The 26,565-nt window shown below is 34.9% G+C and carries 27 protein-coding genes and 3 pseudogenes; 11 read left to right on the top strand and 19 right to left on the bottom strand.

Going from position 1 to position 26,565, the window contains the following annotated elements:
* Positions 1-24: 24 nt before the first annotated feature.
* Positions 25-786 (bottom strand): class I SAM-dependent methyltransferase, encoded by a 762-nt coding sequence (locus tag PLX19_RS03365; protein WP_272187099.1) that lies wholly within the window; start codon positions 784-786, stop codon positions 25-27.
* Positions 787-1,230: 444 nt separating this feature from the next.
* Between PLX19_RS03365 and PLX19_RS03360 the strand changes: the two genes are divergently transcribed.
* From PLX19_RS03360 to PLX19_RS26100, 4 genes and pseudogenes are all read left to right on the top strand, one after another.
* Positions 1,231-1,617 (top strand): hypothetical protein, encoded by a 387-nt coding sequence (locus PLX19_RS03360; protein ID WP_272187098.1) that lies wholly within the window; start codon positions 1,231-1,233, stop codon positions 1,615-1,617.
* A 690-nt stretch (positions 1,618-2,307) separates the two neighbouring features.
* Positions 2,308-3,696, top strand: a complete 1,389-nt coding sequence (locus tag PLX19_RS03355) for an MFS transporter (RefSeq protein WP_272187097.1) — start codon at positions 2,308-2,310, stop codon at positions 3,694-3,696.
* Between the two features lie 166 nt (positions 3,697-3,862).
* Entirely contained in the window at positions 3,863-4,039 is a 177-nt protein-coding gene (locus PLX19_RS03350) for a hypothetical protein (protein ID WP_272187096.1), read from the top strand.
* A gap of 18 nt (positions 4,040-4,057) precedes the next feature.
* A pseudogene (locus tag PLX19_RS26100) lies at positions 4,058-4,207 on the top strand (hypothetical protein); the annotation flags it as partial.
* A gap of 2 nt (positions 4,208-4,209) precedes the next feature.
* On the opposite strand, the gene PLX19_RS03345 reads toward PLX19_RS26100, so the two are convergent.
* The 6 genes and pseudogenes from PLX19_RS03345 to PLX19_RS26015 all read right to left on the bottom strand — a co-directional run bounded on the left by PLX19_RS03345 (position 4,210) and on the right by PLX19_RS26015 (position 7,658).
* On the bottom strand, positions 4,210-4,998 hold the full coding sequence (locus PLX19_RS03345; RefSeq protein WP_272187095.1) for a CPBP family intramembrane glutamic endopeptidase: 789 nt from the start codon (positions 4,996-4,998) through the stop codon (positions 4,210-4,212).
* A 129-nt stretch (positions 4,999-5,127) separates the two neighbouring features.
* Positions 5,128-5,688, bottom strand: a complete 561-nt coding sequence (locus PLX19_RS03340) for a shikimate kinase (RefSeq protein WP_272187094.1) — start codon at positions 5,686-5,688, stop codon at positions 5,128-5,130.
* A gap of 15 nt (positions 5,689-5,703) precedes the next feature.
* Complete coding sequence (locus PLX19_RS03335) at positions 5,704-6,171, bottom strand: GNAT family N-acetyltransferase (protein WP_272187092.1); 468 nt, start codon at positions 6,169-6,171, stop codon at positions 5,704-5,706.
* A gap of 367 nt (positions 6,172-6,538) precedes the next feature.
* Positions 6,539-6,716 (bottom strand): annotated as a pseudogene (locus tag PLX19_RS03330) (IS66 family transposase); the annotation flags it as partial.
* A 76-nt stretch (positions 6,717-6,792) separates the two neighbouring features.
* The gene (locus tag PLX19_RS03325) at positions 6,793-6,981 is read right to left on the bottom strand and encodes a hypothetical protein (protein ID WP_272187091.1); all 189 of its coding nucleotides are present in this window, start codon (positions 6,979-6,981) and stop codon (positions 6,793-6,795) included.
* 485 nt (positions 6,982-7,466) lie between these two features.
* The gene (locus PLX19_RS26015) at positions 7,467-7,658 is read right to left on the bottom strand and encodes a MerR family DNA-binding transcriptional regulator (protein ID WP_334313755.1); all 192 of its coding nucleotides are present in this window, start codon (positions 7,656-7,658) and stop codon (positions 7,467-7,469) included.
* Positions 7,659-7,691: 33 nt separating this feature from the next.
* On the opposite strand from PLX19_RS26015, the pseudogene PLX19_RS03315 reads away from it, so the two are divergent.
* A pseudogene (locus tag PLX19_RS03315) lies at positions 7,692-7,904 on the top strand (IS4 family transposase); the annotation flags it as partial.
* Positions 7,905-8,220: 316 nt separating this feature from the next.
* Here PLX19_RS03315 and PLX19_RS03310 read toward each other — a convergent pair.
* Positions 8,221-8,601 (bottom strand): hypothetical protein, encoded by a 381-nt coding sequence (locus PLX19_RS03310; RefSeq protein ID WP_272187090.1) that lies wholly within the window; start codon positions 8,599-8,601, stop codon positions 8,221-8,223.
* 597 nt (positions 8,602-9,198) lie between these two features.
* Between PLX19_RS03310 and PLX19_RS03305 the strand changes: the two genes are divergently transcribed.
* Both PLX19_RS03305 and PLX19_RS03300 read left to right on the top strand, forming a co-directional pair.
* Positions 9,199-9,447, top strand: coding sequence for a DUF4318 domain-containing protein (locus tag PLX19_RS03305; RefSeq protein WP_272187089.1), 249 nt, complete (start codon positions 9,199-9,201; stop codon positions 9,445-9,447).
* Between the two features lie 152 nt (positions 9,448-9,599).
* Complete coding sequence (locus PLX19_RS03300) at positions 9,600-9,767, top strand: hypothetical protein (protein ID WP_272187087.1); 168 nt, start codon at positions 9,600-9,602, stop codon at positions 9,765-9,767.
* Positions 9,768-9,837: 70 nt separating this feature from the next.
* Here PLX19_RS03300 and PLX19_RS03295 read toward each other — a convergent pair whose 3' ends face one another.
* Positions 9,838-11,283 carry a DEAD/DEAH box helicase gene (locus tag PLX19_RS03295; protein ID WP_272187086.1) on the bottom strand — a complete coding sequence of 482 codons (1,446 nt, stop codon included), beginning with the start codon at positions 11,281-11,283 and terminating at the stop codon, positions 9,838-9,840.
* Positions 11,284-11,603: 320 nt separating this feature from the next.
* On the opposite strand from PLX19_RS03295, the gene rluF reads away from it, so the two are divergent.
* Positions 11,604-12,320, top strand: coding sequence for a 23S rRNA pseudouridine(2604) synthase RluF (rluF, locus tag PLX19_RS03290; RefSeq protein ID WP_272187085.1), 717 nt, complete (start codon positions 11,604-11,606; stop codon positions 12,318-12,320).
* A gap of 640 nt (positions 12,321-12,960) precedes the next feature.
* Here rluF and PLX19_RS03285 read toward each other — a convergent pair.
* Positions 12,961-13,698 (bottom strand): YwaF family protein, encoded by a 738-nt coding sequence (locus PLX19_RS03285; protein WP_272187083.1) that lies wholly within the window; start codon positions 13,696-13,698, stop codon positions 12,961-12,963.
* A 418-nt stretch (positions 13,699-14,116) separates the two neighbouring features.
* On the opposite strand from PLX19_RS03285, the gene PLX19_RS03280 reads away from it, so the two are divergent.
* Positions 14,117-15,598, top strand: coding sequence for a C69 family dipeptidase (locus PLX19_RS03280; RefSeq protein WP_272187082.1), 1,482 nt, complete (start codon positions 14,117-14,119; stop codon positions 15,596-15,598).
* Positions 15,599-15,833: 235 nt separating this feature from the next.
* Here the strand turns inward: PLX19_RS03280 and PLX19_RS03275 are convergent, their stop codons facing one another.
* Positions 15,834-16,655, bottom strand: a complete 822-nt coding sequence (locus PLX19_RS03275) for a GH25 family lysozyme (RefSeq protein ID WP_272187081.1) — start codon at positions 16,653-16,655, stop codon at positions 15,834-15,836.
* A 163-nt stretch (positions 16,656-16,818) separates the two neighbouring features.
* Here PLX19_RS03275 and PLX19_RS03270 point away from each other — a divergent pair, with 163 nt between their 5' ends.
* Positions 16,819-17,211: a hypothetical protein gene (locus tag PLX19_RS03270; RefSeq protein ID WP_272187080.1), complete on the top strand. Its 393-nt coding sequence runs from the start codon at positions 16,819-16,821 to the stop codon at positions 17,209-17,211.
* 60 nt (positions 17,212-17,271) lie between these two features.
* Here the strand turns inward: PLX19_RS03270 and PLX19_RS03265 are convergent, their stop codons facing one another.
* The 6 genes from PLX19_RS03265 to PLX19_RS03240 form a co-directional block, all read right to left on the bottom strand.
* Positions 17,272-18,954: a glycerol-3-phosphate dehydrogenase/oxidase gene (locus PLX19_RS03265; RefSeq protein ID WP_272187079.1), complete on the bottom strand. Its 1,683-nt coding sequence runs from the start codon at positions 18,952-18,954 to the stop codon at positions 17,272-17,274.
* Positions 18,955-19,087: 133 nt separating this feature from the next.
* Positions 19,088-20,578 (bottom strand): glycerol kinase GlpK, encoded by a 1,491-nt coding sequence (gene glpK / locus PLX19_RS03260; RefSeq protein ID WP_272187078.1) that lies wholly within the window; start codon positions 20,576-20,578, stop codon positions 19,088-19,090.
* A 13-nt stretch (positions 20,579-20,591) separates the two neighbouring features.
* Positions 20,592-21,413, bottom strand: coding sequence for an MIP/aquaporin family protein (locus PLX19_RS03255; protein WP_272187077.1), 822 nt, complete (start codon positions 21,411-21,413; stop codon positions 20,592-20,594).
* A gap of 205 nt (positions 21,414-21,618) precedes the next feature.
* Positions 21,619-22,179, bottom strand: coding sequence for a glycerol-3-phosphate responsive antiterminator (locus tag PLX19_RS03250; protein WP_272187076.1), 561 nt, complete (start codon positions 22,177-22,179; stop codon positions 21,619-21,621).
* Between the two features lie 194 nt (positions 22,180-22,373).
* Entirely contained in the window at positions 22,374-22,802 is a 429-nt protein-coding gene (locus tag PLX19_RS03245; protein ID WP_272187075.1) for a VOC family protein, read from the bottom strand.
* Between the two features lie 464 nt (positions 22,803-23,266).
* Positions 23,267-23,395 (bottom strand): hypothetical protein, encoded by a 129-nt coding sequence (locus PLX19_RS03240; RefSeq protein WP_272187074.1) that lies wholly within the window; start codon positions 23,393-23,395, stop codon positions 23,267-23,269.
* A 2-nt stretch (positions 23,396-23,397) separates the two neighbouring features.
* Here PLX19_RS03240 and PLX19_RS03235 point away from each other — a divergent pair, with 2 nt between their 5' ends.
* Positions 23,398-24,327, top strand: coding sequence for a bestrophin family protein (locus PLX19_RS03235; RefSeq protein WP_272187073.1), 930 nt, complete (start codon positions 23,398-23,400; stop codon positions 24,325-24,327).
* Positions 24,328-24,614: 287 nt separating this feature from the next.
* On the opposite strand, the gene PLX19_RS03230 is transcribed toward PLX19_RS03235, so the two are convergent.
* On the bottom strand, positions 24,615-25,559 hold the full coding sequence (locus tag PLX19_RS03230; protein WP_272187072.1) for a nucleoside hydrolase: 945 nt from the start codon (positions 25,557-25,559) through the stop codon (positions 24,615-24,617).
* Positions 25,560-25,804: 245 nt separating this feature from the next.
* Entirely contained in the window at positions 25,805-26,218 is a 414-nt protein-coding gene (locus PLX19_RS03225; RefSeq protein WP_272187071.1) for a hypothetical protein, read from the bottom strand.
* Positions 26,219-26,565 lie beyond the last annotated feature (347 nt).

The raw sequence follows: 26,565 nt of genomic DNA, 5'->3' as shown, positions 1-26,565 counted from the left end.
TCCCTCCTTCTCATGCATGGTCCCTTATTTTCTTAATTTAAATACGATGAAGTCCGCACAGTGTAGATCCTCTTCAAATTGCGGATACTTTTTCAGCATTTCTTCAGAAGGCATCGGTTCGATAACATCTACTAAAGTAAACCCTACTTGGTGAATCGCTTTAAAATAGCTCGTCAATGTGCGATGATAAAATACAACTTTTTCATCGGAATTTATCGGAAACCTTTGATCATATACCCCTTCATAGAAATAACGCTGAACCTTCCAATATTGTTGATCGACTTGTTCACGCCCTATCCATCCACTATTTGGCGTGACAAAACAAGGATGAAGAATAGAGAAAATAAAGGTACCACCTTGCTTTAAGAGCCTGTACATCTCGCTTAATGCTGCCTCATAATTCTCTAAATCTTGGATGACCATATTCGAAACGATTAAATCGTACTGTGCATCTGTTAGAAAATCGAGTTTCTCACAATTTCCTTGTTTATATTCAATTGCTTGACCGCTTTTCGTTCTTTGTTTCGCAATTTCAATCATCTTTTCCGCATAATCAACCGCAGTCACAGTAGCCCCTTGCTTGGCAAAGATTCTACTTAAATAACCTTCTCCACATCCAGCATCTAAAAGTTTTTTTCCCTTAACATCTTCTATTAACGAAAAAATCGCAGGATTTAACAATACCTCTCTATGAATACCACCATGCTCATCATAGCCTGCTGTAAAATAGTCAGCATGTTTGTTCCAACGCTTAATTGCTTCATCAGTCGTCATTGTTCTTTTCATCGTACGCCCTCTTTTCTATATTGGTCGTAACGTTACGTTTCTTGTGCACACTCTTATTTTTTCATTTTCAAGAAAAAAAATATAGACTTATAATTCAGTTTTTTATATCATGTAGGTAGTGTCATGTCTTTTTTAATATGAAAGCAAGCCAGATATCCTGAATTGGATGTCTGGCTTTTTTAATGCCTAAAATATAATATTTATAAACCTTACCTATTTAGAATATTAGTGGCCCATCAAGCTAATATTTTGAAGTATCCCCAAAATAAAAATTTTATCTTTCCACAGTTGCCTATGAGAATTCAGCTTATTTTTCAGTTATCAAACCTTACAAAATCGTAATTTGTACGTAAGGTTTTTAGATAGTTGATTTTTAATTTTTATATAATAATATAAACATAAGTAATGATGTTCAATTTTTAGATTTTTAGGAGGTTAAACAACATGAAACAAACGAACATAAATGTAAAATTATCCCTTATTCAATTATTCCTTTTAATACTAAACTTATTTATATTTTCCTCAAGGATGCGATCTTTACCTTGGTTTGTTGAAGATAGTTTCGGCTTATTTGGAATTTTTATTACTGCTCCTTTATTATTAATTATTGGTACAATTATGATATATCTTGGTAAAAGACAAAACTATTGTATAGAAAGAACGAGACAAGCCATTCCTTTTATTGCAGCAATTTTTTCATTTTTTATTGTCATAATACAATTCACTGATTTAGTAAATATAGTAGCCCTTGTATTTACTTCTGTAATGGTTCTGATAACACTCATATTTTCGTTACAAGATTTTTCCAAACAAAAAAGAAATTACATATAAAAGGCTATTATACATCGTTATCAAACGAAAATAATTTTGTATCTATATAACGGAAAAACGCTATTCTTTCTGTAGAATCGTAAGAAAGGTTAGCGTTTTTGTATATCTATTTCTGGATCTGATGAATTTCAACTATTCATTTTACCCTACAAGCGATGTATTTCATACGAAATACATCGCTCTTTTTGTAACAAAACAGACAAATTCCGAAAGAAAGATGTATTGTGAGCAACGAAAAGGTATGGTATCCTTTTCATTGTTAAGATATATACAAGTTTTTAGACAAGTATACAATATCGTATATCACAAAGAGTTATTTTGCACAATCATGAAAGCGGAATCAAAATGTAAGATGTTTTTCGTTATTCATACCCATGCTTTCCTGTAAGCATCATAAGAAGCATGGTATCCTTTTCACTCTTTAGATGTATACAAGCTATACGATAGTGTAAAGTGTTATCACGCGTGATTATGAAAGCGGAATCAGCATACTTTCAGTCATTCGTGCAACCGCTTCCTTTTAAACATTATAAAAAGGAAAACACAAAAATGGGTACAACTGTGCACAAGGAAATCCCACCTATGAAGCAAATGGCCTAGAAATTATTGAAGCCATCCGATTAATTGATAATTTGACAATCATGATTTAGGAAGATCATTCCTAGATCACAAAAGGAGAGGAATATCGCTATGTCTACAATAAATGCAGATGTAAGCATGAAAAAAACTCAGGAATATAGTGCTAAGAAAGCAGTACCTTTTACCTTACTGTTATTTCTATTATGTTTAGTAATTGACAATTCGTTTAAAATTATTTCTGTTGATATGGCAAAGGATTTTAACATTTCAGCGACAACAGTTAGCTGGCAAGCAACATTAGCTGGTCTTGTGATTGGAATTGGAGCAGTCGTTTACGCTGCTTTAGCGGATTCTATTAGTTTTAGAAAACTTTTTACTGTTGGGATTATTTTAATCTGCGTCGGTTCTGTCATGGGATATATTTTTCAACATTCGTTTTTACTAGTTGTTATTTCACGAATTATTCAAACTGCCGGTTTAGCATCAGCTGAAACGTTATATGTAATATTTGTCACAAAGCATTTACCTGCAGATGAACAAAAGAAATTTTTAGGATTAAGTACAAGTAGTTTTGCTCTTTCACAGCTTATCGGTGCATTAACTGGAGGTTATGTTTCAACATATTTCCATTGGACAACTCTATTTTTAATTTCTTTAGTAACGCTTTTAACTCTTCCTTTCATTTTAAAATATCTTCCTAAGGAAGAAGCGCAAAACAGTCATGTAGATGTATTAGGATTATTCCTAGTTGGAGCCATTTCAGCGTCCCTACTACTATACATTACAGATTTCAATTGGATGTACCTGATCTTGTTTATTGTTGCAATTGCCTTGTTCCTTACCTATATTAGTAAGAACTCAAAAGCTTTTATCGGAATTTCATTCTTCCAAAATAAGCAGTTTATCTCATTACTTGGCGTTGCATTTATCATTTACTCTGTACAGCTAGCATACATTTTCCTATTTCCATTCTTGCTTGAAAAGATTTACGGTTTGCAGCTAGATACGATTTCACTATTATTAATTCCAGGCTATATCGCAGCGACTATCGTCGGAGCTCTTTCTGGAAAAGTTGCAAAGGTTATGGGAAGTAAACAATGTATTACAATCGCTATGTGCAGCATTATGATCAGCTTACTATTAGGCGGATTCTTTATCAAAACTTCTGTTGTTGTATTCGTAATATCTATGATTCTATTCTCTAGTTCATTTGCATTCATGTATGCACCATTACTTGAGTCTTGCATTTGTACAATCGACAAAGAAAAAACAGGAACAGCAATCGGATTTTATAACTTAACACTTAACGTTGCGATGTCAATCGGAATTGCTTACACAGCAGCAATGATGGACAATTCCGCAATGAAAAAGAGTTTCCTAGGAATGGTAAATACTGCGGATACTTCCATGTTTAGTAACATCCTATTCATTCTCGTACTAATTGCCCTTTTCAGCTTATCTCTGTACTGGGTATTAGTAGGACGAAAAACGACAAAATAGATTTATATAAACTTAAAGATAGAACCCTAAGCCTAAGAGCTTAGGGTTCTTTTTTATGACTGTTTTATAATAGATCTATTTGATTTTATGGTGGAATTTCAAATGATTATAATCAATAAGTACGTTATAATTATAGGAATATTACAAATATTAGAGAGGGATTTAAATGCAAGCAAATTTAGAAATGATTAAGCAAAATCTAAATACTAGCGATAAGGTTCTAGCACATATGCGATGTTCTTTGGAAGTATTTATATATAGACAAACGATACGATCAGGTATTCTCGCAGCAACCAAAAGCAAACTTATTTTTTGTGCAGATTCAGTTGCAGGAAATGAATGAACTGCGACTTACGAGTATAAAGATATAGATGAGATTACACTAAAGAAAGGGATCATGAGCGAATATATTGCAATCAAGCATAAATACGATGTAGTAAAGTTTAAACAATTAATGAGTGTTAACGTAGAAGATTTTATCGTTATGATTAGGTTGAAAATAGGAAAATAACATTAACTAAGACCTCTTATTTGAGGTTTTTTATAACTTATCAAAATCAGAACCACCGCCACTATAAAATATAATATAGTAGTAATTGCAAAAGTATGTAGTTTATCTCCAATTTGGATTGCCATAAAATAATTAAAAAATTGATGAATCATCATTGTTATAACTAGATTATGATTCAAATTATAAAATACCGTCATAATTATAGATACAGAAACAATAGAAATTAAAAAACAAATAATATATTGAACCAATTGTATTCCTGTATATCCTGAAGATATAAACCATAGTGGCGTATGCCAAAATCCCCACACCACGCCAACTATAATTGCTGATTTTAGTGGAGTGAATTTTTTTTGCAATTCATTTAATACATACCCTCTCCAGCCTAGTTCTTCTCCTAATGGACCGCGAATTAAATGATTACCAAATGTCACTAGTAGTGTACTCCAAGAAGTAGCTAATTGAGCTTTTATTGGGATGTTCTGGTCAATACTTGTAAAGAAAAGACTTCCTAGAAAAATAGAAAATTGAATTAGAATAATCCATAATACCGTTGAAATTTTTATTTTTTCCCTGAATTGACTTTTTATATATTCCCTTAGATCACCTTTTGGATTAATTTTACGAAACATAACTATAAAAACAAATGTAGAAGTCCACGCTGATAAAATTATTAATATGTTAGTTAGCATTTGAGCCTTTAAAACGTTCATTACTATCGCAATTAGTAGAAGAAAACAATAAAATATTACATATGTCCAAATCATGTATTCCCTTAATACTCTTTTCATTAGATATCCTCCTATAAATTTATTAGAAAGCCGATGAAACAATTTTTACACTTTTCTCTATCGGCTTAAAATATATACTATGGTGTAACCCCCAGGTCAATGCACCTATTCGACATATTTTATTTTTCTTTAACTGGACAATATCTTTCGTTTTGCTTCCCCACTGCATCCTATATCGTATATATCAGCTTTCCTATTATCCTTCAAAATAACCACCTTATCACCATATGCCCCTAACATATGCAAAATCTCCGCTTTACTCTTTCTTTCAAAATCCCTCGTCCACTTAAACATCTTCAAATACATGTTGAAACTTGGCTTATAGTTTGCTTTTTCAAGTCCGAGTAATTGTAAAATGAATCTCTTCGTTATTCTATATCTCCTCTTCGAAAGCGATACATCTAAAAAAATGATGATATCTGCATGTTGAAAACTTTGAGATACCCATGTATGATGAGCACCTTCAACAATCCACACATCAGAACTGACAATATCATTCAGCTGCCCATCTCTTTCTTCAGGCGTATTCCTTACATCCCCTTTTTCAGACCTTTTCCAAACGACATTGTCGAGTTCATAATATGGAATGTTTAACTGCGAAGATAACATTTTTGCTAAAGTTGTTTTCCCGCTCCCGACAGAACCTATGATATGAATTTTATTAGGAAGTTTATAATTCAATACGACCACCGTCCCATTCCCTATCTACATCTTCTTCCCCATTCTCCAGCAGCGCTGATTGTAAGAATTTCGCTCTTCTCCCAATCTTTCAAGTCCTTGTTTTTCATAAAATTTGATTGCTCGCAAATTAGACTGTGCAACGCGAAGGTGATATTCAAATAGATTACGTTTTTTAAACTGCTCCTCAGCATATTGAAAAAGTTCGTTACTATATCCCTTCCCTCTCCCCTCGGGAATTACATATACAAAACTTACATATCCAATCTCTCGCCCTTCATACTGATCATATCGAAGCACTAATTCTCCAACTGCCTGTTGATCACGTTCCAAGAGAACAAACCCTTCTGGAAAATTCAATTGCTTTTGCTTTGCATACTTTATATATTCACTCTCATGAAATTCAAGTTCTTCATCTGTATCTGTGAAAAATCTAATGATTGTCTGTTTATCTTTTTCGACATCGACATGACGAAATGTAAACATTGGCATCATTTCCTTTCCTCTCATACTTAAGTTAATCTTACAATATCTTTCATTTCGGTAAAATGAGCCAAAACTTTAGGGTACAGATAAGAAATGCTTATGAATCTAACCTATTGTTTTCAATTATCGCTTTCAATTTTCTTTCATTTAGTCCATTTTGCACTTGTTTATAGATTAGATTAGGAGTTTTATTTTCGTTTCACTTTAATATCTATTCTATCCCCTGAAAAAGAAAAAAAACGACCCACGCTTTTGGATCGTTAAAGTCTATTTCTTTTTCAGATGTTGTTGTAATTCATCTATGACTTTTTGTAAAAGGGGTCCCGACGTCAAAACGCGGATATCGTATAATTTCCGCGTTTTGTCGGCAGGACCCATATAGAAGATAATGATAGGGACTTAAATTGTTCTCTTTTGCGGTCTCAACCACATTATACATGATGGCACTTCCTCTAGCACCTCTCGATGTATTTGAGAACATCCAATTTTTTCTCCCGATCACAAGAACATTCACTTCTGTTGTTATCGATTTCTAAACGACCGTCTAATAAAAAAGCTTCAACAGAGTAGAAATATGATTCCTCAAAAAAAACTAGCGACTATAAATCACTAGTTCAGATTGTCTTGAAGTTATTTTTCTTTCTTCTTTTTAAATGCCAAAACATAAAATAATGTTGGGATTAATAAAATTCCCAATAACTGTCCCGTTCCATAAGGGCCGCGCTCAATATTTCCTCCCGCTAGGTCCTTAATAGATGATATTGTAAACAAAATTGCTACAACTAATGCCCATTTACGTTGAATTAATTTATTATTCATTTTTCTTCACTTGCTTTCATAAAATATTTTTTTCATACAATACCCATTATGGTAGTAATATCTATATTAATTAGGGTTTATTTCGTATGCGAATTTTTAAATAATCTACACCGATTCCCTATAAAAAGGAACCCCCAAGTATATTGTATTTCAATCTAATTACTATTTTACCATATTTAACTATATCATTGTTAAGAAAGATGAATTAAATCTGTATTTAGGGTACCGTCCCATGGCTATCAAGCTAAGAAAAAATTAATACCCCTAAAACAAAAAATGCCATTCTTTCGAAAGAATGGCGTTTTTTCAGTAGATATTTCTCTAAATTTTTACATAAATGGTAATGTAAAATAGTTATTCCCCATATTCTCCCATACTCTTATAGTAATCAATCTTTTCTTCAATTTTCACCAGATTATCCTTCAACTCTTTAATTTCTTTAAGGACTTTGTTTTGATGTATTTCTAACAATTCTCGTCTAGTGCTTATGTAGGTTCACCTTGACTTCGTAAATCAGAAAAAAGTTTCATATCTGTGACTGACATTCCTGTTACTCTTAAACGGATTAAGAAATTGATCCAAGAAATATCAACTTTTGAATATCGACGATAACCATTGATATCTCGGCTCACCTCATTAAGTAACCCAATTTTTTCGTAGTAACGTAAAGTGTGCACAGTAAGTCCTGTTATTTTTGAAATTTGTTTAATAGTAAATATCGTGCTCAAGAGTTAGTAGCTCTGTGTGTATGGCTAATTTAAAAAGTCGCTAGTACTTCATTAACGCAATTATGTAGTAGTTTAGAGTCTTCGACAGGGGTTTTGATGACACCTGAGGGACTCAATCAACAATTTAATCCTTCAGCTGTCAAGCTTCTTCAACATATATTCTCTTCCTTGCTCACCCAAAAGCTATTTACTTCTCAGTGTTTTAAATAGTTTATATCAAATCTTTAGAAAGCAGAAAAAAATCTAGTTGAATTGATTTTCACTTAATTTTAGCTTAATGGGCACGGGGTATCGCCAGCATTTTGGAAAACACCCACGCTAAGCAAAAAATACAATAAGCTACCCATATGGACAGCTCATTTACATAATTATCGTTATTGGTAGTTGTTTAATATTAGTCAAATTCATTATTTGGGAGGTATTACGATCTTCCATTTTCCGGTGGAAAATAAATGGATAAATCTTCCTATTTGCTATTGGAGGCCTGTTTGTCGCTATTTCAAATTACAGATTATTTCATATAGATTACTATAAGCATCCATAAAGCCAAAACACTAATGATAGCGAGTGCTATACGCGTAGATAGTATTCGTATTTCAAAGTCGGTTTTCTTGGATGGTTCAGGATATACAATTATATAAATCCCCTTTAATAGTGCGAGCCATGCAATGAGTGTAATGAATCCCTGCCAGTTGAGTGCCCATACATTATGTAGGATAATAGTTCCTAATCCTAGGAAAATTGATAGAAAGCCATACATAATTCCAAATCCCCTGTCTTCGACCACTAATTTTTTCAGTTCACGTAGTACTGATGGACGTACAAAAAGTATTCCCGATACGATAACTGTCGTCCATCCCCAAAACAGTCCTAAAAAGGTACTTGCTTCCATTGTTATCTCACTCCTTTTAATTATATTTATATTTCAGGTATTTCCCCCTTTAGAATTAAATATGAAGGGGGAGTTTCATATTTTTTTGATATTAATTTTATATGTATACTGTATTCATGCTCGGTTAACATAACGTCTCATTATAAAAAGTTGGATATCGTCTAGAATCCTTTTATAACAAGGAATTACCCTACTATCAGATATTATAAAACATGCAGAATTTTATACATTACCGTAATGGTGCTGTTTTTCAGGTTCCCGTTTGTTATTGAATTAGCTGAAAAACTGTATAAAACCCTGCATGCTCTTAGCGTGGGGTTTTTCTGAAAATGCTGGCGGTACCTCCTTAGAGTAAAGACTTTGTGGTTTTAGCTACTAATAAATCCCTTAGCGTATAATTTTCGCGTTTTGTCAGTGGTACCCCATTCCTATCAATCCAAGTAATCCACTTTTCTATATTCAATTACGTTAAGTTCCTGGAGGCTAGCCAAATCTCCTGCCAGCACTCACACTCAAAAACAAGGGGTTATTTTACGGTATAATACGAATTATTCAGAATATTGATTTATATTAAGAGCGAAGGGGGAGTAGGTTAGGATGAAAAAGCAAAGATTTTTAAAAAAACTATTAAGAAAAAGCTTTTATATTGAACTAGATGATTCTCTTCATTATCCATCTGTTAAAACGATCTGTTCAGCTATTGAAACCTATGCTATACAGTCTAAGGAGAAATTAAGATTTGAAAGTAAAACAAAACCGATTACTTTTTATTTAGAAGATACATTGTATAGTGCAAATGCACGTATGGCTCGTGGAGGATATTATATATTTTGTCGAGAAGTATAGAAGACTTAAGTTAATATGATTCTCTGTATTGGTTAAGCAAAATAAACAGACTAGTTAGTACTAGTATCTAAGAGTTATTTAGGACTAGCACCACCATCAACTTAATGTTTTGAAGTATCCCCAAAACGATAAAAATGAACTTCTTTCTATATATGACACAAATTTTTCGTTTTGGGGGCATTATAAAATTTAAACTTGATAGCGATGCGTCAGTACCCCTAAAACAACGTGCTGGTCTCGTACCATTACCAATTCTTCCTGTACTAAAGTCAATTCTTCCATCACTGTATCATGAGTCTCACTTAGTTAGACAATCATGATTTAGGAAGATCATTTCCCGAATCATAGGGCTTTTTTTAAGTGTCCATGATTCGGGGTACAGTTTACCTTTTATTTCATTGCCTCATGAACCTTTAACTGCTTTCCCTTTATCGTTGTGTTTTTCATTACTTTTAAAACAAGTGGTCCTTTTCCGTTTAATATATCAACATAAGAAACATTATCCTGTATCGTAATAATTCCTATATCATCCGCTGTAACACCTGGAATTTTGGCAATTGTACCAACAAAATCCACTACTCGGATTTTCTTTTTCTTCCCACCATTAAAGTAAAGTTTCATGATTCCCTTATTTAGACTAGCACTTTTATCTTTTTTAATAATTGGCTTAGCATTTATTTTTTCTTCAAATGCCGCCTTTCTTTTTGTAACTTCTTCTTTTAAAGGTGCATCTATTTTTACGATTTCAAAACCGATATACGCTTCGATTTCTGTTAGAAATCTTTCTTCATACGGGGTTACAAATGTAATTGCTTTTCCGCTCTTACCAGCACGTCCCGTTCTTCCTGTACGGTGTACATAACTTTCTTTTTCTAATGGAATATCGTAGTTGATGACGTGGGTAATATTTTCAATATCAATTCCTCGTGCTGCTACATCTGTCGCTACTAAATAGCGGAATTTCCCTTTTTTAAAGTCATTCATTACAGCAAACCGATCCTCTTGCACCATACCACCATGAATTTTATCACAAGGATAGCCAGAACGTTTTAGCTGTCTAAATACATCATCTACATTTTCTTGCGTACGGCAGAAAATAATGCAACTATCTGGATTTTCAATAGTTGTTATATCTTTCAGAAGAGAGAACTTCTCTTCTTCCCTCACTTCTAAAAGACTATGTTCAATTTTATCTGTCGTAATACCAGATGCTTGAATCTCGATGTTGATTGGTGATTCCATATATGTACGAGACAAATTTTCAACATCTGCTGGTAATGTCGCAGAAAATAGCATCGTCATTCGATTCGTAGGTAGTTCGTCAATAATCGCTTCTACTTGATCGATAAAGCCCATATTTAGCATTTCATCTGCCTCATCAATCACCAAATACTTCAAACACTCTAACGAGAAAGTCCCTTTTTCAATATGATCTAATACACGTCCAGGAGTGCCGACAACAATATGTGTCTTTTGTTTTAGTTCTAATTTTTGACGTGCAAATGGAGATTTTCCGTAAACCGCAGTTGCTTTAATACGCTTAAATCTTCCTATATTCGTAATATCTTCTTTTACCTGCGCAGCAAGTTCCCTTGTTGGTGTAAGGATTAACGCCTGCGGCTTATTTTCTCCCCACTCAACCATTTCACAAAGGGGAATCCCAAAAGAAGCTGTCTTACCGCTTCCTGTTTGTGATTTTACAACAAGATCTTTCTTTTCTAATGCAATTGGGATGACTTTCTCTTGCACTTCTGTTGGCTTTTCATATTGTAAGCTAGCAAGTGCTCTTACAATTTCTTTACTCAATGCGTAATCGTTAAAACTTTTTGGACTCATGTACTAACCTCATTTTGTTATAGATTCTTGTATGTATTTTTCACCATTGTATGAATACCATATGCATCATTCCTGCTAAACCTGTTTTCAAGTCTTCAGAAAATGCATCAATGTAGAATATTAATAAGTATACGTCATTTCCAACACATATGCCTACAAAATCCAACACATCTTTTTCAAACAAAATTATCTCTCACTAGGAACACATTCCATATATTTTTCGTTATTTTTTCCGCTATTCTGTAATTCATTATGCTTGTCCTCTTGAAAATCAAATGTAAATCCAATATTCTAATACTATTAACTCTCTACTAAAGGTTGTGTTTAACATACGTATTAATAAGTTCATTAGTGAATCTGGAAAAGCATCTAGACGCGGTGCAGATAAATTAGTCACTGAAGGAAAAGTCACGATAAATGGAAAGGTTGCGAAAATAGGCAGCCAAGTCGAGCCCGGGGATGATGTTCGTGTAAACGGTAACCAAATACGAATGGCAAGTAATTATGTTTATATTGCCTTAAATAAACCCGTTGGCATTACGAGTACAACAGAAAAAAATGTTAAGGGTAATATTGTTGATTTAGTCAATCACCCATTAAGAATTTTTAATATTGGGCGACTAGATAAAGATTCAGATGGCTTAATACTCCTTACGAACGATGGAGATATAGTCAATGAAATTTTACGTGCTGAAAATAAGCATGAGAAAGAATACATTGTTACAGTAGACAAGCCGATTACTCCTGAATTTTTAAAACGAATGGCTGAAGGTGTAAAAATTTTAGGTACGAAAACGCTGCCTTGTAAGATGGAACAACTTTCCAAATATGTTTTTCAAATCACTTTAACACAAGGACTAAATCGTCAAATTCGTCGCATGTGTGAAGCGCTTGGATACGATGTTTATAGACTACAGCGAACTCGAATTATGAATATTCATTTGGGTAATCTACCCGTTGGACAATGGAGAGACTTATCTAAAAAAGAGCGCAATCGATTATTCCAAGACTTGAACTACGAGCCAAAAGAATGGTAAAAAAGATGGACCAAAACAGTAAGAAACTGTTTTGGTCCATCTTTTTTTACTGTACACGTTTTGCATGGCACTCGTTTTCCTATCTATTTTCCAAATCCCTTGCGATATCCGCATTTTCTACATAGTTCCTCTACTGCGACTCTTCGTGAAAATTCACCTTATAAATAAACGGTCGAACGCACACATAGATAAAAGCATGATATAAGATTAACAGATTCATCCACTTAAGGAATGATCTCCAATTTTTCACCGTGATTCCAGCTATAACAACAAGGGTTGTAAAATAAATGAAACTAAGTAAAAGTCCGTTTGAAAATTCCGCTAATCTATTAATCATTTCCATCACCAAAAAGGTCACATCCTTCCATGCATAATGTACTATCATATTATGCTCAAAAAGGACAAGCTGTTTGTACACGTGTGCTTTGCAAAAAAATATCATACGTAATTCGTGTATATATCGATTTCGGCACCATTTTACCAATAAAAAACCCGAATTGTGTACTTTTTCAATGTCCACAATTCGGGTTTCAGTTCAAAAAACGTGTATATGTATCCCGCTATTTGCGGGCAGTAAGACCTCAAACTAGTGGAAGTTCCACCTTATCAATCTAAACCTTTATAAATGAGTTAAGATCACTTAAATGTGTCTCAATAACTTTTTGTTCATACCTCTTCTATTTCTGTTAAATGGTATATACAAGAGTAGACATGCTATAAACGCAGCAATTTCTAATGAAATAATATAGTATGGATAAGGACCTAACATATCAAGTAATGAAGCCGTTTCTGGCTTATGCGCTAAAAACATATAGTTCCCGCCAGTTTTATAGTTTACGAATAAAATAATTGGTAGCACTGCATTTAAAAACAGCATCGTACGTTTAATCGATTGAAAAGTTGGTCTATATCCTTCCACCCATGTCATAAAGAGCGGTGACAACACGAGTAATGCATGTGCGATGAAATATTCTATGAAGCGAAAATGCGGAAATGCATACTGTAAATTTGGAGTTAAAAGTGATTGCGATGCCCCAAGAATTCCTGTAAAAAAGACAATCTCATATAGCCTATAACTTTTCGTTATAATCATAATGGATGCCAAAAATAAGCTAATCGTACATAACTCAAATGGCAATGATGTACTGAGTCGAAAAATCCCCGCCTTCACTTGCCATACGTCCAATCCAAATTCACTTCCTATAAACAAAAAAGCAATTGTGTATCGAACCATCATATTCCATTGCTCTTGGCGAAGTAAATCCTGATATTGATATAGAAAATAAATCCCTAAACCAATAAGAAGAAGTACAATAACGTGTTGTTTCGAGTATGGGACAAACGGTTCTAATGGAGCTGCTCGAAAATATGCTTCCATGCTCCCACCTCCTTTCTACAATATTATGGTAAAAAAGGAAGGGCTCGTCAACTTATTTACTTTCTGCAAAAGCTCAAATTTACTGTTCTTTTATGGATTCTTTTTATTTATCGTAAAATACGAGTTTGCAAGGCATTTTTGATTAAACTTTATTTCAAAGCTACATATGTCCTTAAATAAAAAAGTTTGAACCAAATCGAAAGAAAATCAGGATAGATGCCCGGTAATCCTTCGATCTTTTTTATAAGGGAAACAGGAGAAAAGCGAGGGATGGAATAGGATAATTCATTCCTCTGAGTAAATGATTTTGGACTAACTTTTTTCTATATGAACAATATGTGAAAGCGCTCACGAAAATATTATATTATGTTAGAATAATAAGGAAATAAATCCAGAAATGTTAGAGGAGGAAGGCAAAATGAAGTTACATAGTATCAAAAAAGCATGTGTAGCAGCAGCCGTTACTACCTTAATAGTTGGAGGATTCGCCCTTCCTGCAAGTGCTTGCACATCGGTTTTTGCAGGGAAAAAAGCAACCGCAGATGATTCGGTCATGATTGCACGAAATGAAGACGTATCTAGTGCATGGTCGAAACATGTCAAGGTATTCCCTCGTAAAACACATAAATCAGGGGAAAAACTGAAATTTGAAACTGGACTAACAGTAGATCAACCAAAGGTATCCTATAAATATATTGCAATACCAGACTGGGATCCTTCAAAAGGGCCTTTTGAAGAAGCAGGGATAAATGAATACGGAGTAGCTATTTCTGCTACAAATAGTGCCTATGCAAATAAAAAAGCAGAAGCATCTGATCCATTTGTGAAAAAAGGTGTTAGCGAATCAGTTATTCCAACCTTAATTTTACCACGTGTTAAAACAGCCCGTGAAGGTGCTGAATTACTAGGACAGTACATTGAAAAGTATGGTTCTGCTGAAGCAAATGGTGTTGCGATCGCAGATAAGAATGAAATTTGGTACTTTGAGGTTGGAACAGGACATCAATGGGTAGCAGAAAGAGTACCTGATAATGCTTATTTAATTGTTGCGAATGGATTAAGAATCGATAATGTGAATCTTTCCGATACGAAAAACTTCATGGGCTCTAAAACATTAATTTCTCATGCAGTTGAAAAAGGCTTAATACCAAACGATAACAAAGATAATAATCAAAAATTTGATTTCGCTGGAACTTATGGTGATGTTGGTCAAAAATACAATACACGTAGAGAGTGGTGGGGACAAAAGACATTTACTCCATCTATAAACCAAGATGCTGAATTAACACGTTATCCATTATTTATGATTCCGGATCAGAAAATTACGCCAAAACAAGTGATGAAATTCTTGGGCTCTCACTATGAAGGTACTCCATATGACCCTTCTACAAGTACAGGTAAAGATGAGCGTGCTGTTGGTGTAGATCGTACAGTTGAATCCCATGTTATTCAACTAAGATCTAATATGCCTGCTGATATTGCCAATGTTATGTGGCTTAGCCTAGCAAGCCCCGAATATAGTGTTTATTTACCATTCTATCAAGGAACATACGACACACCAACTGCTTTTAAACTTGGTAATGACAAATATGATGATCAATCAGCTTACTGGGCTTTCCGTGCACCAGCTGCTTTAGCTGCAACAAACCCAGACACACTTGGAGTAGGATTGAAAAACTATTGGGATAAATACGAGGATCAGTTATTTGCAAAACAAAGTTCGGTTGAAAAAAAGGCTACTGAACTTTATAAGGAAGACAAACAAAAAGCAATTAAGTATTTAAATAAATATAGTAATGACACGGCTACAGATGCATTTACAAAAGCAAAGCAATTAAGAAATGAATTAATTACGGATATTGCAAAAAAATCAAAAGATGTCTTCAATCCGGATCTATAAGAAATGAAGAAAATTTTGGGGCAGTCTCACAGCTTTTAAGCTGCGGGGCTGCCCCCTTTTTATGACACTTTCCCCAAAAGTATAAATTGATTCTTTAAAGGATATATTGAGCATTTCATATATGTTTCCATCATGGAATTTACAATATAAATATCCTTTCTTCTTGAGTTACCTCATAAAATTCACAGAAAAGAGGCCTTCCTATCGTGCCATCCCATATGATATACATCAGTAGCTAAACCCGCTGGGCCCACATACCGTATGATGGAAAAATCTCTTTCAACTTCGCAAACGTTTCATCGCACCATATTTTGGAGTTGAAATCACCAATAATGATACGCTGATTTCCATCGTCAAGGGTTTGCGTCCACATCCCATAGTCTGGGAAAATAGCTTTAATTGTGTGATATACATCTTCTGTCCATCCAATCGAATTGAAGTCTCCTACAAAGATACGATACAGTTCCTGAGCATTTGTGAACCATTTGAGCGGTTTATCTCCATTTAAAGCATTTAAATCTACTTTTCCAATTCCATCAAGCCATCCCCCTGTTTCACCATCTGCATATTGCCACAAATCGCATGCATATTTAGGTTTTCTTCCTCCATATCGTGGAATCCATAAGAAATCAGCTTGTACATTTTGCAACCCATAAGATCCATACATATGATGCGATACATATAAACCAACTTTCCAACCAGCATTCTGGCAAGTCGTAATAAATGCTTGTGTTGCTTCTGCTAGATTCGTAGCTCCACAGCTTGCTAGCGTATCATCTTCCACATCTAACACAAGAAACTTTGCATTTGGATTGACACGTACTAGAAAATCTTCGGCCTCTACAATAGCATCTGCTATGCTTACATAACAGCCGTAAGCATAAGCGGCATGAGGAATTCCATATGCTTCTAAATTTTGAACATGTTCATTGTACAGTGGATCTACCTTCTTTGATCCATATTGAACACGGCAGATTGCTAGATCCAGTTGCGGCGTCGCTACATCCCAATCGATATTATCATTGTATTTTGATAGATCTACGATATGTTTTGGCATGATTCAATGTCCCCCTTTCTCGTTTTCGTAATATATATAATCGTTCTACTAGTATATTTGGCAATGAATTTCTTAAAATAATTCAAATGTGAGGGACTTATAAACAGTATGCGCTGGACAATATATGTATAAAAGATATATATAATTAAAGGACGGTGATTTAATGAAAGTGATTACTCATTTATTATTACTATTTAGTCTAGTGATAACCGTAGTAGCTTGTAAAAATGAAAATCTTTCAAATACTATATTATCTGTTGGAAAACCTACAGAAAACAATGATATACATTTTACAAACACAGATGAGAATAAAAAGATTCGTATCATTAATGAGATTTTTAACAACAAGAAATGGGATGTTAATAAGGAATTTGATGTGAGAGGAAAAATACCAGATTTAGTTCTTGAAATTAATAATCCTAACAAAGGATTACCTTCATTAAGCGTTATAATATTTTTTAATGAAAATGGAGCCGATGTTATAAATTTTAAAGCTGAATATACAGTTCTAAATAATGTAGAAGCTAAAAAAGTTAGAGAAGCAGCCGGAATATAAAAATTAATCATAAAAAAACCACACTGTTTCTAAATATTTAGAAACAGTGTGGTTTTCACTTTATGCTAACGCAGATGCCTGATCTTGTTGATCGACTGGTATAACTGCATCTGTTAATGCTGCGTCTAATTCAGCTGTATATTTCAGCTTCTCTTCTCCGCTCCAGTTTAAAGCTTCTGCCATGTAGTTGATAACAGCATCTTTCCATTGATATACCCAGTGGATGTTGAAGAATACTGCTCCCATACGGCGTACGAAGAAATCAACCGGCTTTGTTGCCATTTCAAACTCCATCGCGTATACGAGTGGAAGAAGTACGTCAAGCGGCATGTTATGGCGCTCTGCATCTCCTTTATATTCTTTCGCTAATTCGAAGAGTACGTCAACGTTTGAACCGTAGAATTTTGCGAATTGCTCTGCTTGTTCTACTGTTAAACCGTATTTTTTTCCTTCTTCTGCTTTTTTCGCGATAAATGCTGGGAAGTTTTTCGAACCACCAACATGACCGCCAGAGATTGGCATATGTTTCGTTGCACTTGCTGGGTATGAGCCTTGCCCTTCTTTTTGCATGAGCGATGTGACGTAGTCTAAGACCATCTCTGCCATTTTGCGGTATCCTGTTAATTTTCCGCCGGCAATTGTGATTAAGCCAGATTCAGAAGTCCAAATTTCATCTTTACGAGAAATTTCAGATGCGCTCTTTCCTTCTTCATAAATTAATGGACGAACGCCAGCCCAGCTTGATTCAATATCCTTCTCTGTAATCTTTACAGTCGGGAACATGTAGTTAATCGCGTTAATAATGTATGTGCGATCTTCTGTTGTCATTTTTGGTACTGCTGCATCTTTATCATAGAATGTATCTGTTGTACCTACGTATGTTTTACCTCCGCGCGGAATCGCAAATACCATGCGTCCGTCTGGCGTATCAAAGTAAATTGCTTGCCCTAATGGGAAACGTTTTTGATCGATAACAAGGTGCACACCTTTTGATAACTGCAGGACTTTCCCTTTTTTCGAGTTATCTTTTTCACGAAGTGTATCTACCCAAGGACCTGATGCATTGACGATCTTTTTACCATACACTTCATATACGTTTCCGTCTAATAAGTCGACTACACGTACGCCGCATACTTTTCCATCTTTATATAAGAAATCGTCTACTTTCGCATAGTTGACTGCTTTTGCACCATGTTTGATTGCTTCTTTCATGACTTCGATTGTTAAACGCGCATCATCTGTACGATATTCTACGTAATAACCGCCACCTTTTAATCCTTCTTGTTTCACAAGCGGTTCTCTCTTCATCGTTTCTTCGCGGCTAAACATTTTTCTACGTTCACTTTTCTTAACGCCTGCTAAAAAGTCGTATACACGAAGACCGATTGATGTACTAAACGCACCGAACGTACCGCCTGTATGGAACGGCAGCAGCATCCACTCCGGTGTTGTTACATGCGGACCGTTTTCATATACAATGGCACGCTCCTTCCCAACTTCAGCTACCATCTTCACTTCAAACTGTTTTAAATAACGTAAACCGCCGTGAACAAGCTTTGTAGAACGACTTGATGTACCCGCTGCGAAGTCTTGCATTTCAAACACAACCGTTGATAGTCCGCGTTTTGCTCCATCTAGTGCAATACCAGCTCCTGTGATTCCTCCGCCGATGACAATTACATCTACTTCTTGTTTATTTACTTCATTTAAAACATTTTGACGTTGTTTACTTGAGAATTTCATGGTAATTCCTCCCTTTTATTACGAAAAAAAGAGACCACAAACATCACCATAGAATTGCTTCTATAGCGTGTCGTGGTCTCTCCAAATCTCCTACCGAATTATTAACTTATCAATATTATAACACTGTTTATGATTATTTAAAAGCCTTTGTTGCTTCAATTGCCTTTTTCCAGCCAGCATATAGCTCTTCACTTGTACCCGCTTCCATTGCTGGTGCAAAGCTCTTATCCATATTCCACTGCGCTGCGATTTCTTCTTGATCTTTCCAATAACCAACTGCAAGACCAGCTAAATATGCTGCTCCTAAAGCTGTTGTTTCGTTCACTTCTGGACGCTCTACTGGCACGCCTAAAATGTCGCCTTGGAACTGCATTAAGAAGTTATTTTTCACTGCGCCGCCATCTACGCGTAATGTTTTTAACTCAATGCCAGAATCTGCTTCCATTGCACATAATACATCTTTTGTTTGATATGCTAACGATTCAAGCGTTGCACGGACAAAATGCTCTTTCGTCGTACCGCGCGTTAACCCGAATACCGCACCGCGTACTTCACTATCCCAGTACGGAGTTCCAAGTCCAACAAATGCCGGTACAACATATACGCCGTCAGTTGACTCAACGCGCGCTGCATACGCTTCACTATCACTTGCATCTTGGAACATACGCAGTCCATCACGCAGCCACTGAATTGCAGATCCTGCTACGAAAATACTACCTTCTAATGCGTATTCTACTTTTCCATTTAAACCCCATGCGATTGTTGTTAATAGACCATGCTCAGATGCTACTGCTTTTTCACCTGTGTTCATTAACATAAAGCAGCCTGTTCCGTATGTATTTTTCGCCATACCTTCACCGAAGCAAGCTTGGCCGAATAATGCTGCTTGTTGGTCACCTGCAACCCCTGCAATCGGTACATTTTGACCGAAGAAATGATAATCAACTGTATGACCATATACTTCAGAAGACGGACGCACTTCTGGAAGCATGCTTGCTGGTACTGTTAACATATCAAGAAGTTCTTCGTCCCATTTTAACTCATGAATGTTATACATTAATGTACGAGATGCATTCGAATAATCTGTTACGTGAACGTTGCCGCCAGATAATTTCCATACAAGCCACGTATCAATTGTTCCGAATAATAACTCGCCACGCTCTGCTTTCTCTCTTGCACCTTCTACGTTATCTAAAATCCATTTTACTTTCGTTCCAGAGAAGTATGCGTCAATTAAAAGACCTGTTTTTTCGCGAACCATATCGCCATAGCCTTTTCCTTTTAACTCGTCACAAATTTCCGCTGTTTGACGAGATTGCCATACAATTGCATTGTATACAGGTTTGCCTGTTTCTTTTTCCCATACAACTGTTGTTTCACGTTGGTTTGTAATCCCGATACTCGCGATTTGCTCCGGTTTTACCTCTGCTTCACTTAAACAAGTTGCAATAACTGCTAAAATAGATCCCCAAATTTCTTGCGGGTTATGCTCAACCCAACCTGGCTTTGGAAAATGCTGTGTAAATTCTTTTTGCGCAACATGTACAATTTTACCTTCTTTATTAAAAAGAATCGCACGTGAACTTGTTGTTCCTTGGTCTAATGAAAGAATAAATTTTTCCATGTTTATTTCCCCCTTATGCTACTTTTCTGCTATTTGTATTTTTCCCGCTCTGTTTGCTTGTCATATAAGAGATTGCTAGAACAATCACTGTTGCAATAGATACATAGATAAGTGCTGAATTTTGCTTTCCTTCAAATACAACCTGATGGAATAATCCCGCTAATGATCCACCTAAAATCGGTCCTACTACTGGAATCCATGCATATTTCCAATTCGATCCGCCTTTTCCTGGAATCGGAAGAAGGAAGTGTGCAATACGAGGTCCTAAGTCACGTGCTGGATTGATTGCGTAACCAGTTGTCCCTCCTAATGATAAACCAATACTTACAATTAAGAAACCTACAATGAACGGATTTAAACCGTCTGCAAACTTATTTGCTCCAATTGCTAAAATACCAAATACTAGAATAAAAGTCCCAATCATTTCACTTAAAAGGTTTGCAAATGTGTTTGGAATTGCTGGTCCTGTTGCAAATACGCCTAATTTTGTTCCTGCATCTTCTGTTTCTTTCCAATGTGGTAAGTAATGTAAGTATACAATACATGCCCCAATCATTGCCCCAATCATTTGTGCTGCAATATACATAGGTACATCGCTCCAAGGAAATGCTCCTTTAAACGCAAGTCCAATTGTTACTGCTGGATTCAAATGCGCTCCGCTAATCGACCCAACTGCATAAGCAGCTACAGAAACCGCTAAGCCCCATCCCATTGTAATAACGATCCATCCTGAATTTTGTGCAAATGATTTCTTCAAACTAACACCAGCACAAACGCCGCCGCCAAGAATGATTAGTAATGCTGTCCCTATTAATTCCCCTAAAAATGGTGACATATAACCCCTCCATAATCAAATTAAAGCGCTTTCAGTGAAAGAGAAGAATTGAATTTTCAAAAGAAAAAATCCACAAATACACGTTTCTATAAAATTATAGAAACAATGAAATGTGGATCTCTTCTTTTCTCCGTCACGTTTATTAACTTGTCTATAATGTTAAACTCATTTGAAAGCGGTGTCAATTAATTTTTTCATATTTTTGTCACTTTTTATGAAAATGTTTCCACAACTCTTTCTTCGACGTTGTAATCGCTGTCGCACCAGCTCCTAGAGCCCTTTCCACATCATCCACACTGCGAATAAATCCGCCTGCTAAAATAGGTAATCCCGTCCGCTCTTTCACTTCCGCAATTACGTCCACTAAAGCCCCTGGCAACACTTCAATATAATCTGGCTTTGTCTTTTCTAAAAGAGCACAACTCTTTTCCATTGCACTTGAATCAATTAAGAAAACACGTTGAATCGCAACGACACCTTTTTGCTTCGCTTTCATAATCACACTAGACCTCGTAGATAACACCCCGTACGGGCGAAACTCTTGACATATATATTCCGTTGCATACGCATCACTTTGCAAGCCATGAATTAAATCCACATGTAAAAAGATTTTTTTACAATACTGCTTTGCAAGAGTAATGACACTTTTTAACTGAGCAACATGAATATCAAGAATAACGATATATTCATAGGAACTATGCAATAGCTTCTCTAAATCTTTAATTTGCCGAACCGCTGGTAATATTTTCTGTTCATGAAATTCCATTCGAAAGTCCCCTTTTTTGTATCTTCCTATTTCTTATAGTACACAAATTAAGGAAAAAGAAAAGATGGGACCTTTTCTTTTTAGCTGTGCTCGCTGGTTTTAGTGTTGAATACCACCGAAGAATCTTTATATCATGTCTGCTGATATCGGCAAACACGAAAAAACGGGACTGATCGTCAGTCCCGTACATTGATTTACATATTAGCGCCTTGCGTTGAAACTTGCCACTCTACGCCGAATTTGTCTTTGACTTGGCCGTATGATGGACTCCAGAACGTTTCTTGAAGCGGCATTATAACTTGGCCACCATCTTGTAATTTTTCAAACACTTCTTGTGATTTTTCTGCATTTTGTATGTGAATAGCGATAGTCACTTGCGATCCAGTTTGCTGCGGCTGACCTGGGAATGTGTCGGAGATCATCAAATCCGTATTGCCAATTTTTAAATGTGCATGTAACACACGGTCTTTCGCCTCAGCAGGAGTTGGGAATTCTGGATTTTCAGGCATGTCTCCAAACGTTTGAAGGCTTACAATTTTTGCATCCAATGCATGTTCATAAAACTTAACAGCCTCTTGCCCATTACCATTCGTTACCAAATAGGGGTTAATACCTAAAATCATCACAAGCACCTCTTTCTAAAATGTTTAACATATGTAACCGCATAACAGAACATACGTTTCTATTATTTTATCATATATTACATATTTGTGGAACCATTTTACTTCGTTCATACAATGAAAAAAATCGACATCTTTTTATGTAACTCAGCTCGAATTTCGTGCTAAGCACATTCCCAGTCATCTTCCTTCATTCGTTCATTTCATAAGATGCTACCTAATGCTCACCACCAATCATACCTGCAATTGTATTTTTTCCGTTTCCATAATAATTACTACCACAGAATGATTTCAAAATCTTAAAACCTACTCTTTCCTGAGGTCAACAATACAGTTAAGTTTATTTCTCTTAGTGTATAAAATCAGTAATTGACAATAAGACCCTAACTATGATAAAAATATTAATCTGTTGATTAGCGTAAGGAAGTTAAAGTTTTTCTTCCGGAAAATGTATGAGAATATAATTTCTACGTTTTGTCCACATAACCCCATCTACCAAATACATACATGAAATCTGCTAGATTCATAGTTAAGAAGATAGAGAAATTCATACCATCAATTGTAAACAGCTTATAGAAGAAAAGAGGCTTATCCATCTATGATTCGTTACAACAATCAAGAAGGTTTAAAACAAATATTTACGTTAAAGGGAACGATTATAAAAGAAATCTTTAAACAAGTCATTTTTTATTCATGTGTTTCCATTTGTATTGTTCTTATTAACTATTACTTTGGAATACATATAAATTCGACCCCGTGGGTTATTGTAGGGGGAGCTTTAGGCTTATTATTAGTATTTCGAACAAATACTGCATACGATCGATATTGGGAAGGCAGAAAATTATTTGGAGGGATCGGTAATTCAACCAGAAATTTATCAGTAAGCTTTTTATGTTACTGGGATTCTAAAGGAAATACTATGGATAAAGAGAAATTAAAATTTCTACATTTATTAATTGCTTTTCCAAAACTAGCTAAACAACATTTAAGAAACGAAAAAGAGCTATCTGAGGTAAAAGATTTATTAGAACTATGTTCGGATAAAGAAAAAGAAATGTTAGTGAAATCTAACTATTTACCCCTCACCATTATTTTTATGTTGAAAACCGTGATAACAAAGGGATTGAAATCTGGACAACTTCCTCCAAATACTTTAATGAATATGGAAGATGAATTAGATAATCTATTAAATTCTATAGGCGGCTGTGATCGCATTAAAGCAACCCCTATTCCCTTTGCATATTTTGCACATATTAAAAGTTTACTTATCATTTTTTGCGGGACTTTATCAATTGGACTTGTCGATAGTATGGGATGGTTTACGATTATGGCAACTATGTTTATTAGTTTTGCATTTTTAGGAATTGAAGCAATAGGAGTTGAAATTGAAGATCCATTTGGTCAAGATTTCAATGATCTTCCATTAGAAGAAATTTGTATGGGAATAGAAAAACACTTACTAAACTTGTATTCCCAAAGTGAATTACTGGAATTACCAATTCCAAATCACAATACAAAAGCCATATAATTTTTAAATTATTACATATAATCAATCCTAATTTTACAAAAGAAGAATCTATCCTAGGTTCTTCTTTTTATTTTGTTTATAAAGGTGTACCTTTTGGAACGAGATGAAACATAAAGTATGTGTTACTAAATTGCTGTAAAAGATATTTTGCTAGGCAGTTAATTCATAACGAAAAACTAAGTATAGATAATTCCGATTCACCTTTTCTATAAACGGTGGATCTTTGATTTAAACCAACGTGTAACCTTGATGTAATGGTATTTCACAGTCCTATATAAGATTTCCCACTAAAATAGCTCACCAGTCATTACAGTCATAAACTCCTTAAAAAATTGTTCGTAATTCATGTGTATTGCAATCCTATGTTTTGGACGATTACCGAATGTTTCGGGTTCAAAGGTGGATCTAAAATCTCCTACGCTTTGTCCTCGTAAAGTCTCAAGTATACTAACCATCACAGACGATTGATAGTACGTAAAAATATCATCGCGGTTAAGCGCAATCAAAGTCAGCACATCATGAACTGGGCTACCTTGTATTCCAGGAACTTTTTTTTGATAAAATTGATAATAGTAATAGTCTAAAAGTGGCTTTAAAAACTTAGTTTTTCCTTTAGAGTGAATATAATTGACCATTTCTGGTGTTACGATAGCCGTTTGTGTAACATTCAAGGGATAAATTGATAGATTTTTTGCGTATCTCATTACAATATTAGCTGCTTTAGGATCACCATAAAAATTAGCTTCTGCAATTGGAGTAACATTTCCTGGATATAGAAAAGCTCCTCCCATAATATAATAAGAATGGACATTTTTCATCACATCTCCATAAAGGAGAAATAAGCTTGCAAGAGAAGTTAACCTTCCCGTATTCACGATAATCAGTTCATTTTTGTATTGTTCAATAAGTTTAAGAACTTCAAAGAAATTCTCAAACATTTTAAGTTCTAGTCCTGGGTGAATGGGCCCTATCCCAAACTTGCCGTGAACTTCTGGATAAAAAGTTTCAACCTCTGCAGCCATGGAATGTTCAGCCCCACCAAAAACTTTTATATATTCTTTCCCTACACTTTTAAGTAAAAAACGAACATTTCTAATCACTTCTGTTTTCGGTACATTCCCATAATCCGCAACAATTCCTATCACATCAATTTTATCTGTTAAATGTGCATATGTAAGAGCTATCGTATCATCAATTCCAAAATCACCAAAAAACAATACTTTTTTTCCCATACAGTATGTCTCCTTAGCTTTAGTATTCGCTTGTTAAAATAAATATAAATAGGGATGATTATAAGATAAGATTGCTCCTATACCTTTCGTAGCCATGTGGACAAATGAATTCATTTCGTTAACATACACTTTCGAGAAAAGAGAACAATTTCCTTTTGTATTCATAAGTTAAAAAAGACGTATTCCATAAACAGGATACGCCTTCTTTATTTCATTGTTTATATAACATAAACAATTCCTTATTATTAATTAAATTTAGAAAGAGCAAATTTAGCTGTAAAATTCATTTTCTTCATAAATGAAGAATTCACTCCTGCTTGAAATTGTACAGAAATATTACCGTCTTTTTGTGATTTAAATACGCGTCCATAAGGTGAATTAGCATTGTATGTACCAATTACTTGATTGTCTGCATCAAAGACTGTATAAGAAATCGGGAATCCTGAATTCGTTACAAAAACTGTAAGTTCTTCTCCTTTTTTAAGATTAAAAGATTCTTTTTGAGACACTTCATATGAACTCAAAGAATAATACTTAGTAACCTCTTGAATTTCTAAATCCATAGTTGCTGCACTAGCCTTTGGTACTTCTAATCCTGGTAAATTCATGCCCGAAAGTACTGCAATTCCTAATGTTCCTGCTAAAATGGCTTTTTTCATAATTCTAACTCCTCCTCTACTATTCTTTCATAAAAAGGTTTCAACAAGTAAATTTAAAATTCACTCGTTGAAACTATTATAGTTACAATGAGAATGATTATCAATATAAAATGGTATGCAATTTTGCATATATGGGAAAGTTTACTTATTTGTATAGCAAAATCACTTGTTTGAAAAAAATAAAACGATACAAAACCCACGGAGAACAATCCGTGGGTTTTGTTTAAAGGAACTTGGGGGGAGAGACTCAACTTGAGCAACCTTATTTTTCTAACACACCTGAGCAATTTGTTTTTCACTTAATAAAATGCTTGTACCAAATGTATTTGGGAACTCATAAGTTGCTT

The organism is Bacillus sp. BP-3 (assembly GCF_028401955.1).
In the GTDB taxonomy this organism is placed as follows: domain Bacteria; phylum Bacillota; class Bacilli; order Bacillales; family Bacillaceae_G; genus Bacillus_A.
This window is presented reverse-complemented; position numbering and strand designations above follow the sequence as displayed.